Here is a 15791-nt window from a genome sequence, read left to right as displayed (position 1 = left end):
CCGGGACCGTATATTTACGGGCCCCCCGCGCCGCTGCGTTGCCCCGCGTCGTCCCCGCAAATACACGTCAGCGTCCCGGACCCCTGCCCCTGCGCCCCCGTCCCTCCTGCCGTCTCCCGGCTGCGGGCCCGGTCAGCCGGACAGTGCTGCTTTCTCGTCCGGTAGCCAGTACGTGGCCTTTGCCTGGTCGTCCACGTGGAGGGTGTCGTTCGGGAGGGCTGGTGTTGCCGGGTCGCCCTGCAGCGGGTCCCCTCCGCGGGTCTGGAACGTCACCGACAACTTGTGCGCGTCGCGGCCCGGGCCGCCGGAGCCGTCCGGAGCCGTGGGCGTGATCGCGGCGTAGGCCTGCTTGCCCGGCGCCACCTTGAGCGGCGCCTTCGGCTTCGTCTCGTCACCCACGCTCGCCGTCGCCTGGTCCTGGTCGAAGCGGACGTACGGGAAGCCGTAGGCGGTGCACGGCTTCTTGCCCGTGTTCGTTGCGATCAGCAGGAGCTTGCCCGCTTGCGGCTTCGCCTCGATTTTTGTGTCGGGGGCGCCGCAGGCATCCCCCTTCTCCTGCGGCTTGTCGTCCTCCGGTTCGGCCGCGTCGGTTGTGGTGACATCCTTCGGTTCCGCCCTGTCGCTCTTGCCCCCGCACGCCGTCAGCGCGAGCGTCGCCGTGACCGCCAGCGCCGCCGCCGTCCAGATGCGCTTCACGTCAGCCTTCCAGGAACGCCGTGAGCGCCGACGCCAGCAGGTACGGGTCCTCCGCCCCGCACAGCTCGCGCGCCGAGTGCATCGACAGGCAGGCCACGCCGATGTCCACCGTGGCGATGCCGTGCCGCGCCGCCGTGATCGGACCGATCGTCGTGCCGCACGGCATGGCGTTGTTCGACACGAAGTGCTGCCACGGCACGCCCGCCCGCTCGCACGCCGCGGCGAACACCGCCCGGCCGCTGCCGTCCGTGGCGTAGCGCTGGTTGACGTTGACCTTGAGGATGGGGCCGCCGTTGGGGACGGGGTGATGGCCCGGCTCGTGGCGTTCGGTGTAGTTGGGGTGGACCGCGTGGCCCGTGTCCGAGGAGAGGCAGATCGTGCCGGCGAAGGCGCGGGCCTTGTCCTCGTACGTGCCGCCGCGGGCGAAGACGGATCGTTCCAGCACGTTGCCCAGGAGGGGGCCCTCCGCGCCCGTGTCGGACTGGCTGCCGTTCTCCTCGTGGTCGAACGCGGCCAGGACCGGGATGTACGGCAGGCCCTCGGAGGTGATGGCTGCGGTGAGGGCGGCTACGCCTGCGTGGACGGACAGCAGGTTGTCCATGCGGGGGCCCGCGAGGAGCTCCTCGTCGCGGCCCAGGTAGGCCGGCGGTTCCACGCTGTGGACCATCAGGTCCCAGCCGGTGATGTCGTGCGCGGGGACGCTGATTTCCTGGGCCACGAAGTTGATCAGGTCGCCCTCGTTCGGCTCGCCCAGGCCCCAGATCGGGGTCATGTGCTTCTGCTTGTCGAGCTTGAGGCCGTCCTGGTTGACGCCGCGGTCGAGGTGGATCGCCAGCTGCGGCACGCGCAGGAGCGGGCGGTCGACGTTGACGAGGTGGTGGCTGCCGTCGCGGAGGGTGACGCGGCCGGAGAGGCCGAGGTCGCGGTCCAGCCAGGTGTTGAGGAGCGTGCCGCCGTAGAGCTCGACGGCGACCTGCCGCCAGCCCGCGGAGCCGGTGTCCGGGAGCGGCTTCACGCGCAGGTTGGGGGAGTCGGTGTGGGCGCCGATGATCCGGAAGGGGCTGGCGGGCGTCGCGCCCTCCGGCACGTACCAGGCGATGATCGCGCCGCCGCGCGTCACGTACTTGCCGCCGGTCGAGGCGTCCCACGCGTCGGTCTCCGCGACCTGGCGGAATCCCGCCTTCTCCAGCCGCTCGGCGGTGTTGGCCACCGCGTGGTAGGGGGAGGGGCTGGCGGCGAGGAACGTCATCAGGTCGTCGGTGTGGCCGCGGTCGAAGCGGTGCGCAGAGCTCATGGGCTCAGGATAAGGATCAGGGCAAGAGCCGGGCGGGGGTTTGCGCCCGGGCTCTTGCCCCTTTCGTCACACGGACCTCAACAGCCTTAGAAGGCGGCCTCGTCCAGCTCCATGAGGGAGTTGTCGACGCCCTCGGCGAGCGCGCGCTCGACGGAGACGCGCGGCAGGATGTCGGAGGCGAAGAACTTCGCCGCCGCGACCTTGCCGGTGTAGAACGCCTTGTCCTTGGCGGAGGCGTCGGCGAGCTTCTCGGCCGCCACGGCCGCGCCCTTGAGGAGCAGGTAGGCGATGACGACGTCGCCGGAGGCGAGCAGGAGGCGGGTCGTGTTCAGGCCGACCTTGTAGATGTTCTTGACGTCCTCGCCGGTCGCGGTGAGGTCGGTGATCATCTTGCCGACGATCGCCTCCAGGTCCACGGCGGCCTTGGCGAGCGCGCCGCGCGCGCCGGCCAGGTCCTCGCCGCCGGCCTCGGAGGCCAGGAACTTCTTGATCTCCTCGGAGAGGGTGTTCAGGGCCTGGCCCTGGTCACGGACGATCTTCCGGAAGAAGAAGTCCTGGCCCTGGATGGCCGTGGTGCCCTCGTAGAGGGTGTCGATCTTGGAGTCCCGGATGTACTGCTCGATCGGGTACTCCTGCAGGTAGCCGGAGCCGCCGAAGGTCTGCAGGGACTGGGCCAGCTGCTCGTAGGACTTCTCGGAGCCGTAGCCCTTGACGATCGGCAGGAGCAGGTCGTTGAGGCCGTGCAGCGCCTTGGCGTCCTCGCCGGCGGCCTCCTTGATCATGATCTCGTCCTGGACCGAAGCGGTGTAGAGGACGAGGGCGCGCATGCCCTCCGCGTACGCCTTCTGCGTCATCAGGGAGCGGCGCACGTCGGGGTGGTGGGTGATGGTGACCTTGGGCGCGGTCTTGTCCATGAAGTTGGCCAGGTCCGGGCCCTGCACGCGCTCCTTGGCGTACTCCAGCGCGTTGAGGTAGCCGGTGGAGAGGGTGGCGATGGCCTTCGTGCCGACCATCATCCGGGCGAACTCGATGATCATGAACATCTGGCGGATGCCGTCGTGCTTCTCGCCGATGAGCCAGCCCTTGGCGGGGTGCTTGTCGCCGAAGGTCATCTCGCAGGTGTTGGAGGCCTTGAGGCCCATCTTGTGCTCGACGTTGGTGGCGTAGACGCCGTTGCGCTCGCCCAGCTCGCCGGTCTCGAAGTCGAACTCGTACTTCGGCACGAGGAAGAGGGAGAGGCCCTTGGTGCCGGGGCCGGCGCCCTCGGGGCGGGCGAGGACGTAGTGGAGGATGTTCTCCGCCATGTCGTGCTCGCCCGAGGTGATGAAGCGCTTCACGCCCTCGATGTGCCAGGAGCCGTCCTCCTGCTGGACGGCCTTGGTGCGGCCGGCGCCCACGTCCGAGCCGGCGTCGGGCTCGGTCAGCACCATGGTGGAGCCCCACTGCTTCTCCACCGCGATCTTCGCGATGTGCTTCTGCTGCTCGGTGCCCTCCTCGAAGAGGATGCCGGCGAACGCCGGGCCCGAGGAGTACATCCAGATCGCCGGGTTGGAGCCCAGGATCGACTCGGCGTAGGCCCAGATCAGGGAGCGGGGCGCGGTGGTGCCGCCGATCTCCTCCGGGATGCCGAGACGCCACCACTCGGCGTCCATGTACGCCTGGTAGCTCTTCTTGAAGGTGTCCGGGATCGGGGCGGTGTTGGTGTCCGGGTCGAAGACCGGCGGGTTGCGGTCCGCGTCGGCGAAGGAATCGGCCAGCTCGTTCTCCGAGAGGCGCGTGATCTCCGACAGGATGTCCTTGGCGGTCTCGACGTCCATCTCCGCGAACGGGCCGGTGCCGTACAGCTTGTCGCGGCCGAGGACCTCGAAGAGGTTGAACTCGATGTCGCGGAGATTCGACTTGTAGTGGCCCATGACAACGGCTCCGTAGGACTGGGAGGATGAACCCTCAAATACGTACCGGGCAGTAATCTGCATGATGCTACCCACCGGTAATAAGACGCAACCCCTGTTCGACCGACTGTGACCCTTTACGCTTTGCGGCATGTACGGCTACGACCAGAACGCGGGCACGCAGGGTTACGCGCCGCCGCCACCGCCGCCTCAGCAGCACGGCGGTCCCGGTGTCTACGGCGAACAGCCGCTCTATCCGGAGCCGTCTCCTCCGTCGCTGGCCGATGCGGTGCGGGCCTTCACGACGGGCTCGATGTCCGCGGAGGACTTCCAGACCGTCTTCTCCACCTCGAAGGTCTACTGCCCGCGCGGCGACAACCCCGGCTTCCTCGCGCTGCACAACACCCAGCAGCCCGTGATCCCCATGTTCACGTCGCTGAAGGAGCTGCGGCGGTACGCGGGCAAGGAGTCGAAGTACTTCGTCATCACGGGGGCGGAGGTGATCGACCTCCTGCCGACGGGGTACGGCTTCGTGCTCGACATCGAGGGCGACCACCGGATGGTGTTCGACGCCAAGGCCGTCGAGCAGATGGTGGACTTCACGATGCGCAGGCTCTACGGCTGAGGCTCAGCCCGTGCTCGTGGCTCGCCGGTAGAGGGCCTCGACGCCGTCGCCGAAGTACGAGCTGTACGAGGTCTCCTCGTCGCCGCCCTCGTCGCGGCCTCCCACGACCCCGATGACCGTGCCCAGCCCGGTCGCGGGGTCGATGTCCGTGAGGAACGGGCCGCCGCTCGTGCCGTTGGGCAGGTCCGCGCAGTCGAACCGCAGCTGCGTCGGGCCGGAGGTCTGCGCGGTGTTCTGGCAGGAGACCGGGCGCTCCTCGGTCACCGGGTAGCCCGTCACCCGCGCCCGCCGCCCGGCCGGCGGCCGGAAGCGGATCCGCTCCGCACCCGTGACCTGCTCTATCGCCCTGCTGTCCGGGCCCGGCCGGCGCACCCGCAGGAAGGCCACGTCGTGGTCCGGGTCGCGGTCGGCCGCCCACTCCGGGTCGACGTCCATGGACGCCGGCACCCACACCCCGTACGGGGCGACGCCGTCGTGGTAGCCGGGGACGAACGCGATGTCCGTACGGAAGCCGTCCTGGTAGACGCAGTGGGCGGCGGTGACGACCAGATCGCCCTTCGGGCTGTGCACGACGCTCGCGCTGCAGCCGTGCCCCGGCGCGCCCTGGCCGGTGTAGAACAGCGGGCCGACGGCGGGCGAGGGCGCGGACTCGGTGGCGCGCAGGGGGTCGGAGGCGGGCAGCGGATCCGTCCTGCTGCCGACGGGCTTAAGGGGCGCCGTGCCGTTCTCGGTGCGGACGGCCGAGCGCATCGCTTCCGCCGTCTCGTTGCCCTGCGCCTCCGGCTGGGCGTAGTGGCCCGAGGCGTCGCCGTCGGCCACGGGGGAGTCCGTGGCCAGGCCCTGGTTCGCCACGACGACCCCGAGGGCGCCCAGGGCCAGGACCCCGGCGACGAGGGCGGTGACGGCGGCCGGGCCCGGCCGGCTGGCGTTCTGGCGCATTGATCCAGTGTCCATGATCCGGTGGGGCGGCCGGTGGCGGGGAATGCGCGGTCCTTGCGGGTTGTTCATCCTTCAACTAACTTGGGAGTGAACGAACCGAGGAGGTCGTCATGCCAGCAGTGACCGTCGAGAACCCGCTGACCCTGCCGCGCGTCACCGCTCCGGCGGGCGTCCCGCAGCGGCCGGTGCTGTACGTCGGCACGGCTCCGTCGGGGTTCGAGGGCGAGGGATTCCCCGTGCGCAGGGCCTTCGCGGGGATCAATTACAGGTACCTGGACCCGTTCATCATGATGGACCAGATGGGCGAGGTGGACTACGGCGCCGGAGAGCCCAAGGGCACGCCCTGGCACCCGCACCGTGGCTTCGAGACGGTCACGTACATCATCGACGGCACGTTCGTGCACCGTGACTCGCACGGCGGCGGTGGCGTCATCACCGACGGCGACACCCAGTGGATGACGGCCGGCTCCGGCCTGCTGCACATCGAGACCCCGCCGGAGGATCTCGTCGTCAGCGGCGGCCTCTTCCACGGCCTCCAGCTGTGGGTGAACCTGCCCGCCAAGGACAAGATGATCCCGCCGAAGTACCAGGACATCCGCGGCGGCAGCGTGAAGCTGCTGGCGTCCGGGGACGGCGGCGCGCTGCTGCGGCTCATCGCCGGCGACGTCGCGGGCCACGCCGGGCCCGGTGCGACGCACACCCCGATCACGATGATCCACGCCTCCGTCAGCCCCGGGGCGGAGGTCACGCTGCCCTGGCGGTCCGACTTCAACGCGCTGGCGTACGGGCTCGCCGGATACGGAGCGGCCGGTGCGGAGGGGCGTCCGTTCGGGGCGGGGCAGACGGTCGTCTTCGGCGACGGGGATTCGGTGACGATCCGCGGCGCGGAGCGGCAGGACTCGCGGAGCGAGCGGTTCGAGGTCGTGCTGCTGGGCGGGCGGCCGATACGCGAGCCCATGCAGCACTACGGCCCGTTCGTCATGAACACCCACGCCGAGCTGGCCCAGGCCTTCGACGACTACCAGGCGGGGCGGCTCGGAGTCATCCCCGCCGCGTAGCCCCTGCGGAACCCGGGGGCGGGTTCAGCCCGCCCCCGCAAGTGCCCCGTCCTTCTCGTACAGCTCGAACCAGATGTTCTTGCCCTCGCCCCGCGGGTCCACCCCCCACGCCCCCGCCAGCAGCTCCATCAGGACCAGGCCGCGGCCCGAGGAGGCCATCTCGCCCGGGTGGCGCCGGTGCGGCAGCTCGTCGCTGTCGTCCGAGACGTCGACGCGCACGCACCGCTCCCCCGGTTCGCCGCTGATGCGGGCGATGAGCACCGCGTCCCCGTCCGTGTGGACGAGGACGTTGGTGACCATCTCGGAGACCATCAGGACGGCCGAGTCGACCTGGTCGGCATCGGGCCAGTCGTGCATCAGGTCGCGCACCTGCTGCCGCGCCTCGGCGATCCGTTCCGGTTCGGCCTGGGCGATGCTGAGGACCGTGCGCCGCACGGGGTGCGGGACGGCTGCCGGCCCGGCGCCGGCCGCGCCGCCCTCGCGGGCGAGCAGCAGGACGGCGATGTCGTCCTCGCGCCGGTCCACGAGCGGTCCGGTGGTGTAGTGGGAGGCCGGGCCGTGGACGGCCCGGACGAGGGCGTCGGCGAGCGCCTCCAGGTCGCTGCCGTCGGGCCCGCCGCCGCTCCCGCCGAGGTCGAGCGGCTGGTTCTCGATCACCTCGCGCAGCCGGCTCCAGCCGCTGTCCAGGTCGTGGCCGCCCGTCTCGATCAGCCCGTCGGTGCAGACGAGCATCGTCTCGCCGGGTTCGAGGACGAGCCGCGTGGTGGGGTAGTCGGTGTCGGGGTCGATGCCGAGCGGGAGCCCGCCGGCGGTGTTGCGGACGAGCATGGTGCCGTCGCTGAGCCGGATCGCCGGGTTCGGGTGGCCGGCGCGGGCGATGACGAGGCGCCCGCTCTCCGGGTCGACTTCGATGTACAGGCACGTCGCGAAGCGCGGCTCGCCCTCCTCGCCCTCGGTCTCGGAGGCGTTGATCCCGGCGAGGAAGTGGGAGGCGCGGGAGAGGACGGCGTCGGGGTGGTGGCCCTCGGAGGCGTACGCGCGCAGGGCGATCCGCAGCTGGCCCATGAGACCCGCGGCCCGTACGTCGTGCCCCTGCACGTCGCCGATGACGAGGGCGATCCTGCCGAGGGGCAGCGGGATCATGTCGTACCAGTCGCCGCCGACCTCCAGCCCGCCGCCGGTCGGCACGTAGCGCGCGGCGACGGCCATGCCGGGGATGTCCTGCTGCAGCGTCGGCATCATCGAGCGCTGCAGGCCGACGGTGAGCTCCCGCTCGGACTCGTGCACGCTGGCCCGGCCCAGGGCCTGGGCGAGCATGCGGGCCACCGTCGTCAGCACGGACCGCTCGTCGGGAGTGAAGGACACCGGCACGCTGAAGCCGGCCATCCACGCCCCGATGACCTGCCCCGCGTTGATCAGCGGCAGGAACGCCCACGACTGCCGGCCGAAGTGCGCGACGTCCTTCCAAGCGGCCGGGAAGCGGCGCTGGTAGTCCTCGGGCGACGGCAGGTAGGTGGCCCGGCCCGTGCGGATGACCTCGGCCGCCGGGTAGGCCGCGTCCATGGGCAGGTCGAGAAACGGTTCCGCACTGCCCGGCGCGTACCCGTGGTGCCCGATCACCCTGACCCGGCCGCCCTGCGCGCTGAAGACCGCGAGCCCGGACGGCTCGAAGCCGGGCATCGACAGCCCGGCCGCCACCCGCAGCACCTCGGCCGTGGACCGGGCCTCCGCGAGCGCCCGCCCGGCGTCCAGCAGGAACGCTTCCCTGTTGCGCCGCCAGTCGCCCGTGACCATCGGCGTACGGGCCGCGGACGTGCCCGGCTGCGGCTCCGGCACCTCCTGCACCGTGCCGACGAGCACGAAGTCCACCCGGCCCTTGGCCGCGGCCCGCAGCTGCGGCCGCATCCGGCTGCGCACCGTGCGCAGCACCCGGCCCTTGTCGTCGACGACCCGCAGCCGCGCCTCGGTGAGCGTGCCCTCGGCCACGGCCAGGCTGATGACGCCCTGGACCTCCACCCAGTCCACGGCGTGGAAGCGCGCCCTCGTGGCGGATTCGGTGAGCTCCGTACGGGTGGCGGGGAGGCCGAGCAGCCGGGAGGCCTCGGCGTCGAAGGTGGCGATGCGCGTGGCGTTGTCCCAGTGCCACAGGCCGGTCGCTGTGGCGGCCAGTACGTCCTCGGTGCGCATTGCCCTACTTTATGCAGGTCTGCGCAACGGGTACCACCGAAGGTACGGTGGGCGGATCTTCACAAGCGCGCAGTACGCTTGCTCCCGTGTTGTATGCACGCTAGCCCTGTGCCGCACGGCCCCGCGCTGTAGGCACGCTAGCCCACGCCCTCGATCACGACTTGGATGAACGATGCATCGGTACCGGTCCCACACCTGCGGCGAGCTCCGTGCGGCTGACGTCGACACCGACGTGCGACTGAGCGGCTGGCTGCACAATCGGCGTGACCTGGGCGGCATCCTCTTCATCGACCTTCGCGACCACCACGGCCTGGTGCAGCTCGTGGCCCGCCCCGGCACGCCGGCGAACGAGGCCCTGAGCCACCTCACCAAGGAGACCGTCGTCCGGATCGACGGCAAGGTCGTCAGCCGCGGTGCCGACAACATCAACCCCGAGCTCCCCACCGGTGAGATCGAGGTCGAGGTCTCCGCCGTCGAGGTCCTGGGCGCCGCCGAGCCGCTGCCGTTCACGATCAACACCGAGGACGGCGTCAACGAGGAGCGCCGCCTGGAGTACCGCTTCCTCGACCTGCGCCGCGAGCGCATGCACAGCAACATCATGCTGCGCTCCGCCGTCATCGCCTCCATCCGCGAGAAGATGACCAACCTCGGCTTCAACGAGCTGGCCACCCCGATCCTGTCCGCCACCTCCCCCGAGGGCGCGCGCGACTTCCTGGTGCCGTCCCGCCTGCACGCCGGCAAGTTCTACGCCCTGCCGCAGGCGCCGCAGCAGTTCAAGCAGCTGCTGATGATCGCGGGCTTCGACCGCTACTTCCAGATCGCGCCCTGCTTCCGCGACGAGGACGCCCGCGCCGACCGCTCGCCGGGCGAGTTCTACCAGCTCGACATGGAGATGTCCTTCGTCGAGCAGGAGGACGTCTTCCAGGTCATCGAGAAGGTCATGACCGACCTCTTCGAGGAGTTCGGCAACGGCCGTCACGTCACCTCCCCCTTCCCGCGGATCCCCTTCCGCGAGGCCATGCTCAAGTACGGCTCCGACAAGCCGGACCTGCGCGCCAAGCTGGAGCTCGTCGACGTCTCCGACGTCTTCGAAGGCTCGGAGTTCAAGGCCTTCGCCGGCAAGCACGTCCGCGCGCTGGCCGTCCCGGACACCGGCGACCAGCCGCGCAAGTTCTTCGACGGCCTCGGCGAGTACGCGGTCGAGCAGGGCGCGAAGGGCCTGGCCTGGGTGCGCGTCGGCGAGGGCAACGCCCTGACCGGCCCGATCGCCAAGTTCCTCACCGAGGAGAACGTCAAGGCCCTCGCCGAGCGCCTCGGCCTGGAGCCCGGCCACGCGGTCTTCTTCGGCGCGGGCGAGTTCGACGAGGTCTCCAAGATCATGGGCGCCGTGCGCGTCGAGGCCGCCAAGCGCGCCGGCCAGTTCGAGGAGAACGTCTTCCGGTTCTGCTGGATCGTCGACTTCCCGATGTACGAGAAGAACGAGGACACCGGTCAGATCGAGTTCTCGCACAACCCGTTCTCCATGCCGCAGGGCGGCCTGGAGGCGCTGAACACGATGGACCCGCTGGACATCCTCGCCTGGCAGTACGACATCGTCTGCAACGGCACCGAGCTGTCCTCCGGCGCCATCCGTAACCACGAGCCCGAGGTCATGTACCGCGCGTTCGAGATCGCGGGCTACTCCAACGAGGACGTCGAGCGCGAGTTCGGCGGCATGCTGCGCGCGTTCAAGTTCGGCGCCCCGCCGCACGGCGGCATCGCCCCGGGCGTCGACCGCATCGTGATGCTGCTGGCCGACGAGCCGAACATCCGCGAGACGATCGCCTTCCCGCTCAACGGCAACGCGCAGGACCTGCTGATGGGCGCGCCGAGCGAGGTCGACGAGTCCCGCCTGAAGGAGCTCCACCTGTCGATCCGTAAGCCGGTCGTCAAGTAGGACGGACCCGTACGTCCCGTACGTTCGTGAGCCCCCGCGCCGTCGCCGGCGCGGGGGCTCACGCGTGCCCGGGGTGATCCGGCACCGCCGGACAGCCACGTCGTGGCACAGCGCCGTTGCGGCGGAAGAAAAAATGCCCGCCGCAACGGCGACCGGCCACGATGGCGAGGGTCCGGCGGAATGTGCGCTCAGTACCCCGTCACGCCGTCCGTCCGCTCGCGCAGCAAGTCCGCATGGCCGTTGTGCCGCGCGTACTCCTCGATCATGTGGAGGAAGATCCAGCGCAGGGAGACCTCCTGCCCCTTCACGCTTCCCGTCGCGTCCAGCGACAGCGGCGCGCACGTGGCGCGGGCCCGCGCGATCTCCTCCTGCCATACGGCCACGGCGTCCGCGAGCCGTGCGCCCGGTGCGACGTCCAGGCCCGCTTCGGACGCGTCGAGCGCCTCGGCGGTGCGCGCCTCGCCGCCCGCGCCCGGGCCGAACAGCGGCGGCGCCGCCCCGCGCTGCAGCACCCGGCGGAACCACTGCCGCTCCACCTCGGCCATGTGCTGCACGAGGCCCAGCAGGCTCAGCGTGGACGGGGGCGCGGCCGGCTCCCGCGCCTGCTCGTCGGTCAGGCCGTCGACTTTGCGCGCGAGGGTGACGCGCTGGAAGTCCAGCCAACTCTCCAGTGTGGTGCGCTCATCGGCCGTCAGGGGTGGGATGGCACGCTCTGTCGTCACCATGACGGCAGTGTCACACGAGCGCGGTCAGCATGGGCAGTTTTGGGCAGCATCCTGCGGCGCTGTGGACGGCCCGGGACAGCTGCCGGCGGGTGATCGCCGGGCGCCACAGCACGGACCGTACGCCGTACTCCGCGACGGCCATCAGCTCGCTCTCGCCGAGCTCGTCGGCGACCAGGACCACCGCCCCGCCCGCGCGGGTCAGCCGGCGCAGGGTGGCCGCCGCGGCCGGGTCGCCGGCTCCCATGAGGACGAAGCCGACGTCCCCCTCCCCCTCCTCCTCCGAGACCCGCCGGACCACCCGCACCTCGGGCAGCATGGCCCGCACCTCGCGGACGAACCGGGCCCGGGCCAGCTCGTCGGTGGCGTGCACGCTGATGGTGATCGGCTTCTTGAACACTGCTCTTCCTCGTCTCCGCGCTTCCCCCGTACGTCTCGCCCGCCAGCGTGCCGGGGCGGCCTCAACGGACGATTACCGATCCATCAACGGGTACGGGCAAGGGCCCGGAACCGTGCGGTTCCGGGCCCTTGCGGGGCTGGTGCGCCGGGAGGCTAGGCCGCCGTCTCCTCACCGCCGCCGAAGCGCTCGCGGTAGGCGGCCAGGTCGTCCTCGGTGATCTTCGCGAAGAGCACCGGCGGGACGGTGAAGGCCGTGCCGGCCGGGACGAAGGACAGCGAGCGGGCCTCGTCCGCCGTGACCCACGTCTTCGTGTCGTCCTGCAGGTCGAACGCCAGGCGCAGGGCCGACGCCGACTGGGGGATGAAGGGCTCCGAGATCACCGCGTACAGGTGGATCAGGTTCATCGCCGTGCGCAGCGTCAGCGCCGCGGCCTCCGGGTCGGTCTTGATCTCCAGCCAGGGGGCCTTGGTCTCCAGGTAGGAGTTGCCGGCGCTCCACAGGGCGCGCAGGGCCTGGGCGGCCTTGCGGAACTGCATGGCCTCCATGTGCTCCTCGTACTCCTGAAGGAGCTGGGCGATCTCGCGGCCCAGGGCGGCCTCGGCCTCGCCGGCCTCGGCGCCGGCCGGGACCTGCTCGCCGAAGCGCTTCTTGGAGAAGGACAGGACGCGGTTGACGAAGTTGCCGAGGACGTCGGCGAGGTCCTTGTTCACGGTGGCCGAGAACAGCTCCCAGGTGAAGGACGTGTCGTCCGACTCGGGGGCGTTCGCCATCATGAAGTAGCGCCAGTAGTCGGCGGGCAGCAGCTCCAGGGCGTCGTGCGTGAAGACGCCGCGCTTCTGGGAGGTGGAGAACTTGCCGCCGTAGTAGTTGAGCCAGTTGAAGGCCTTGACGTAGTCGACCTTCTTCCAGGGCTCGCGGACGCCGAGCTGGGTGGCCGGGAACATCACCGTGTGGAAGGGGACGTTGTCCTTGCCCATGAACTGGGTGTAGCGGACGTCCGTGGCCTCGTACCACCAGGACTTCCAGTCGCGGTTCTCCGGGTCCTGGTCCGCCCACTCCTTCGTCGCGCCGATGTACTCGATCGGGGCGTCGAACCAGACGTAGAAGACCTTGCCCTCGGCGGCCAGCTCGGGCCAGGTGTCGGCCGGGACGGGCACGCCCCAGTCCAGGTCGCGGGTGATCGCGCGGTCGTTGAGGCCCTCGGTCAGCCACTTGCGGGCGATCGAGGAGGCCAGGACCGGCCAGTCCTTGCCGTGCTCGTCGATCCACGCCTCGACCTCGCCCTGCAGCTTCGACTGGAGCAGGAAGAGGTGCTTGGTCTCGCGGACCTCCAGCTCGCTGCTGCCGCTGATCGCCGAGCGGGCGTCGATCAGGTCGGTCGGGTCGAGGACGCGGGTGCAGTTCTCGCACTGGTCGCCGCGGGCCTTGTCGTAGCCGCAGTGCGGGCAGGTGCCGACGATGTAGCGGTCGGGCAGGAAGCGGGCGTCCGCCAGGGAGTAGACCTGGCGGATCGAGCGCTCCTCGATGAAGCCGTTCGCCTTGAGCTGCCGCGCGAAGTGCTGGGTGATCTCCCGGTTCTGCGGGGAGGAGCTCCGGCCGAAGTAGTCGAAGGAGAGGCCGAAGCCGTCGTAGATCGCCTTCTGCGCGTCGTGCTGCTGGGCGCAGAAGGTGTCCACGGGCAGGCCGAGCTCCTTGGCGCCCAGCTCGGCCGGGGTCCCGTGCTCGTCGGTGGCGCAGATGTAGAGCGTCTCGCGGCCGGTCTGGCGCAGGTACCGGGCGTACACGTCCGCCGGGAGCATGGACCCCACCATGTTGCCCAGGTGCTTGATCCCGTTGATGTACGGAAGGGCGCTGGTGATGAGGTGTCGAGCCATTGCGGCTGCTCCCTGGTCGCGGGTGTGGATATGGAGGCCTTTAGCGTATCCGAGCGGCCGGGGATGACCGCGCCCCGTTTGTTCAGGCCATCCAGGCGCGCCAGGGCCGGGTGATCACCTCCCGGTAGGTGTGGTGGGAGGGGTGCCGGCCGGCGTGCCGGAAGGTCCACGCCTGGGCGGCGGCGGGGTCCTCCAGGACGTCCGAGCGCTCCTCGCAGACGGCGCACTGCATGGCGTACGTGACGGGCTCGGCGTCGGGCTCGCGGTCGGGGGCGAGGGTCCAGGTGCCGTAGCGGTAGACGGCGCGGGGGGTCCGTGCGCTCACACGCCCCACCTGCTCACGGCGTTGAGCCGGGCCACGCGGGCGCGCAGCGCTTCCGCTTCGGAGGCGGGGCGGGCGTGCTCGGGAGGGCAGTCCCACTCGCGCCCGCCCTGGGGCGGGCGCAGCTGTACGCGGTCGGCGTGGAGGTCCATGACCTGGCCGAGGCGGTTGGTGCGGGTGTCGACGGCGTAGCCGAGAGGGATTGGTGGGGGATTTTCTCTGCTCACACCGTATTGATGCCCACGGATGGCCGCCCGACCGGTCACGGGATGGACACGGACGCGGCGCCCGGAGCCCGGCGCGGTCCGGGCGGGGCGGGTGCCGAACTCGGCCAAAGTTCGCCGTAGCCGCATTTCGACTGGTGCCCCCGTACCGTCCTTGACACTCTGCCGCGGTGCTCCGTATTCACTTCTCCGACACGGATCTCCTCAACACCCGCGTGGCGACCGCACCCGATCTTCACTGGGAACTGGTGCTGAGCCTGCGGCACTTGCGAAGACGGGTGGTGCCGCCGCGGTACGCCGCCTGGCACCGTGACGTCCTCGCCCGGCTGCCGCCGCCGGGCTGCGCGCGGTCGGCGCAGGCGTACCGGGAGGTGGCCCTCGACCCGTACTGGGAGGCCGTCCGCGGCAGCGTGGACGGCGACCGCGCCCTGCGGATCCGGGCGCTGCTGGACGGCGGGGTGAACGGTCTGCTGCGCAGCTACGCGCCCACCATGCGGTGGCTGCCGCCGACGCTGCACGTGCGCAGCGCGGTGGAGCGGGACTGCGAGCTCGGCGGGCGGGGGCTGCTGCTGCAGCCGTCGCACTTCTGCCACGGCGCGGGGCACCTGCCCGAGGATCCGGACGCGCCGCCCGTCCTCGTGCACCCGGCCGCCCAGCCGCAGACCGGTCCGGTGGCCGACAAGGCGCTCGCGCGCCTCATGGGGGCGACCCGCGCCGGCATCCTGATCGCGGCCGGGACGGCCTGCACGTCCGGTGAGCTGGCCCGCCGCGTGGGCGTCTCCGCGCCGACGGTGAGCCACCACCTGGCGGCTCTGCGGGACGCGGGCCTGCTCAGGACGGTGCCGCACGGCACCACCGCGCTGCACGTGCGCACGCGCACCGGTTCCGCACTGGTGCGTTCGAGCCGCGAGTGAGCTCCTGCTCGCGAGTGAGCTGCCGCTCGTGAGTGAGCTGTTCGTTTCGACGAGGTTCGAAGGCGCTGTCCTTCCTCCCGGCGGCTCGGCAAGGATGGCGCCTGAAACCGGAACGCTCCTGCAAACACCTGAAACAGGAGGGCTTTCGTATGCGATTCAAGCGTCTGGCCGTGGCCGGGGCGATCGCCGTGGCGACCGCGGGTTCGGGCCTTCTGGCCACCACGCCGGCGGCCGCGTCCACGGACCGCTTCGCGGAGAGCTGCTCAAGCGGCTACGCGTGCCTGTACTACCACCAGAACTACACGGGTGCGATCTACAAGCAGTACAACAACGACCCGAACTACGGGAACAACCACTTCGTGACGAGCAGCGCGACGCGCGGAAGCTCCGGCTCGGGCCTGGTCGTGCGGAACAACGCGGCTTCGGTCGACAACTGGGACTTCAACAACGCCATCACGATCTACTACAGCCCGAACTACCACGGCGTGCACCAGCGCATCGCGGCCGGCGGCGCGGCGAACCTCATCCCCGCGCTGCGGAACAACAACGCGTCCGGCAAGTTCGGGTGACCGAGTCGCCGTCGCGCACCGGGTGCCCCGCCCCGCGTCACGGGCGGGGCGCCCTTGCCGCTGCCGTCGTCGCCGTGGCGGGGGCGCTGCTGGTGGCCGCGGGGTGTGCGGGGTCGTCGTCCGGTGGGGGCGAAGGGGC

At 70.8% G+C, this 15791-nt stretch carries 15 protein-coding genes; 5 read left to right on the top strand and 10 right to left on the bottom strand.

Annotation, left to right across the window (positions count from 1 at the left end; genetic code table 11):
• Window positions 1-132: 132 nt before the first annotated feature.
• From ACSNOH_RS25875 to ACSNOH_RS25865, 3 genes are all read right to left on the bottom strand, one after another.
• Window positions 133-696 carry a DUF4232 domain-containing protein gene (locus ACSNOH_RS25875; RefSeq protein ID WP_436723826.1) on the bottom strand — a complete coding sequence of 188 codons (564 nt, stop codon included), beginning with the start codon at window positions 694-696 and terminating at the stop codon, window positions 133-135.
• A 1-nt stretch (window position 697) separates the two neighbouring features.
• Complete coding sequence (locus ACSNOH_RS25870; protein ID WP_436723825.1) at window positions 698-1990, bottom strand: M18 family aminopeptidase; 1293 nt, start codon at window positions 1988-1990, stop codon at window positions 698-700.
• 86 nt (window positions 1991-2076) lie between these two features.
• On the bottom strand, window positions 2077-3903 hold the full coding sequence (locus tag ACSNOH_RS25865; protein WP_436723824.1) for an acyl-CoA dehydrogenase: 1827 nt from the start codon (window positions 3901-3903) through the stop codon (window positions 2077-2079).
• A 130-nt stretch (window positions 3904-4033) separates the two neighbouring features.
• Between ACSNOH_RS25865 and ACSNOH_RS25860 the strand changes: the two genes are divergently transcribed.
• Window positions 4034-4507, top strand: coding sequence for an SseB family protein (locus tag ACSNOH_RS25860; protein ID WP_106675595.1), 474 nt, complete (start codon window positions 4034-4036; stop codon window positions 4505-4507).
• 3 nt (window positions 4508-4510) lie between these two features.
• On the opposite strand, the gene ACSNOH_RS25855 is transcribed toward ACSNOH_RS25860, so the two are convergent.
• On the bottom strand, window positions 4511-5446 hold the full coding sequence (locus ACSNOH_RS25855; RefSeq protein ID WP_436723823.1) for a trypsin-like serine peptidase: 936 nt from the start codon (window positions 5444-5446) through the stop codon (window positions 4511-4513).
• 110 nt (window positions 5447-5556) lie between these two features.
• On the opposite strand from ACSNOH_RS25855, the gene ACSNOH_RS25850 reads away from it, so the two are divergent.
• Window positions 5557-6504, top strand: a complete 948-nt coding sequence (locus ACSNOH_RS25850; RefSeq protein WP_436723822.1) for a pirin family protein — start codon at window positions 5557-5559, stop codon at window positions 6502-6504.
• A gap of 24 nt (window positions 6505-6528) precedes the next feature.
• Here the strand turns inward: ACSNOH_RS25850 and ACSNOH_RS25845 are convergent, their stop codons facing one another.
• Window positions 6529-8691, bottom strand: a complete 2163-nt coding sequence (locus ACSNOH_RS25845) for an ATP-binding SpoIIE family protein phosphatase (protein ID WP_436723821.1) — start codon at window positions 8689-8691, stop codon at window positions 6529-6531.
• Between the two features lie 172 nt (window positions 8692-8863).
• On the opposite strand from ACSNOH_RS25845, the gene aspS reads away from it, so the two are divergent.
• Window positions 8864-10627, top strand: coding sequence for an aspartate--tRNA ligase (gene aspS / locus ACSNOH_RS25840; protein WP_436723820.1), 1764 nt, complete (start codon window positions 8864-8866; stop codon window positions 10625-10627).
• Between the two features lie 188 nt (window positions 10628-10815).
• Here the strand turns inward: aspS and ACSNOH_RS25835 are convergent, their stop codons facing one another.
• The 5 genes from ACSNOH_RS25835 to ACSNOH_RS25815 all read right to left on the bottom strand — a co-directional run bounded on the left by ACSNOH_RS25835 (window position 10816) and on the right by ACSNOH_RS25815 (window position 14172).
• On the bottom strand, window positions 10816-11352 hold the full coding sequence (locus ACSNOH_RS25835; RefSeq protein ID WP_436723819.1) for a DinB family protein: 537 nt from the start codon (window positions 11350-11352) through the stop codon (window positions 10816-10818).
• Window positions 11353-11362: 10 nt separating this feature from the next.
• On the bottom strand, window positions 11363-11749 hold the full coding sequence (locus ACSNOH_RS25830; protein ID WP_436723818.1) for a DNA-binding response regulator: 387 nt from the start codon (window positions 11747-11749) through the stop codon (window positions 11363-11365).
• Window positions 11750-11901: 152 nt separating this feature from the next.
• On the bottom strand, window positions 11902-13623 hold the full coding sequence (gene metG / locus ACSNOH_RS25825) for a methionine--tRNA ligase (protein ID WP_436723817.1): 1722 nt from the start codon (window positions 13621-13623) through the stop codon (window positions 11902-11904).
• 82 nt (window positions 13624-13705) lie between these two features.
• Window positions 13706-13948 (bottom strand): DUF7848 domain-containing protein, encoded by a 243-nt coding sequence (locus ACSNOH_RS25820; RefSeq protein ID WP_436723816.1) that lies wholly within the window; start codon window positions 13946-13948, stop codon window positions 13706-13708.
• Window positions 13945-14172 (bottom strand): hypothetical protein, encoded by a 228-nt coding sequence (locus ACSNOH_RS25815; RefSeq protein ID WP_436723815.1) that lies wholly within the window; start codon window positions 14170-14172, stop codon window positions 13945-13947. Before ACSNOH_RS25815 ends, ACSNOH_RS25820 begins: the two co-directional genes overlap by 4 nt.
• A gap of 167 nt (window positions 14173-14339) precedes the next feature.
• Here ACSNOH_RS25815 and ACSNOH_RS25810 point away from each other — a divergent pair, with 167 nt between their 5' ends.
• Together ACSNOH_RS25810 and ACSNOH_RS25805 are read left to right on the top strand one after the other, a co-directional pair.
• Window positions 14340-15083: an ArsR/SmtB family transcription factor gene (locus ACSNOH_RS25810; RefSeq protein ID WP_436723814.1), complete on the top strand. Its 744-nt coding sequence runs from the start codon at window positions 14340-14342 to the stop codon at window positions 15081-15083.
• Window positions 15084-15232: 149 nt separating this feature from the next.
• Entirely contained in the window at window positions 15233-15652 is a 420-nt protein-coding gene (locus ACSNOH_RS25805; RefSeq protein ID WP_436723813.1) for a peptidase inhibitor family I36 protein, read from the top strand.
• Window positions 15653-15791: the final 139 nt, after the last annotated feature.

Source organism: Streptomyces sp. URMC 127, assembly GCF_051386535.1.
Classification (GTDB): domain Bacteria; phylum Actinomycetota; class Actinomycetes; order Streptomycetales; family Streptomycetaceae; genus Streptomyces.
The sequence above is the reverse complement of the archived record's forward strand: the minus strand, read 5'-3'. Positions and strand labels throughout refer to the sequence as shown.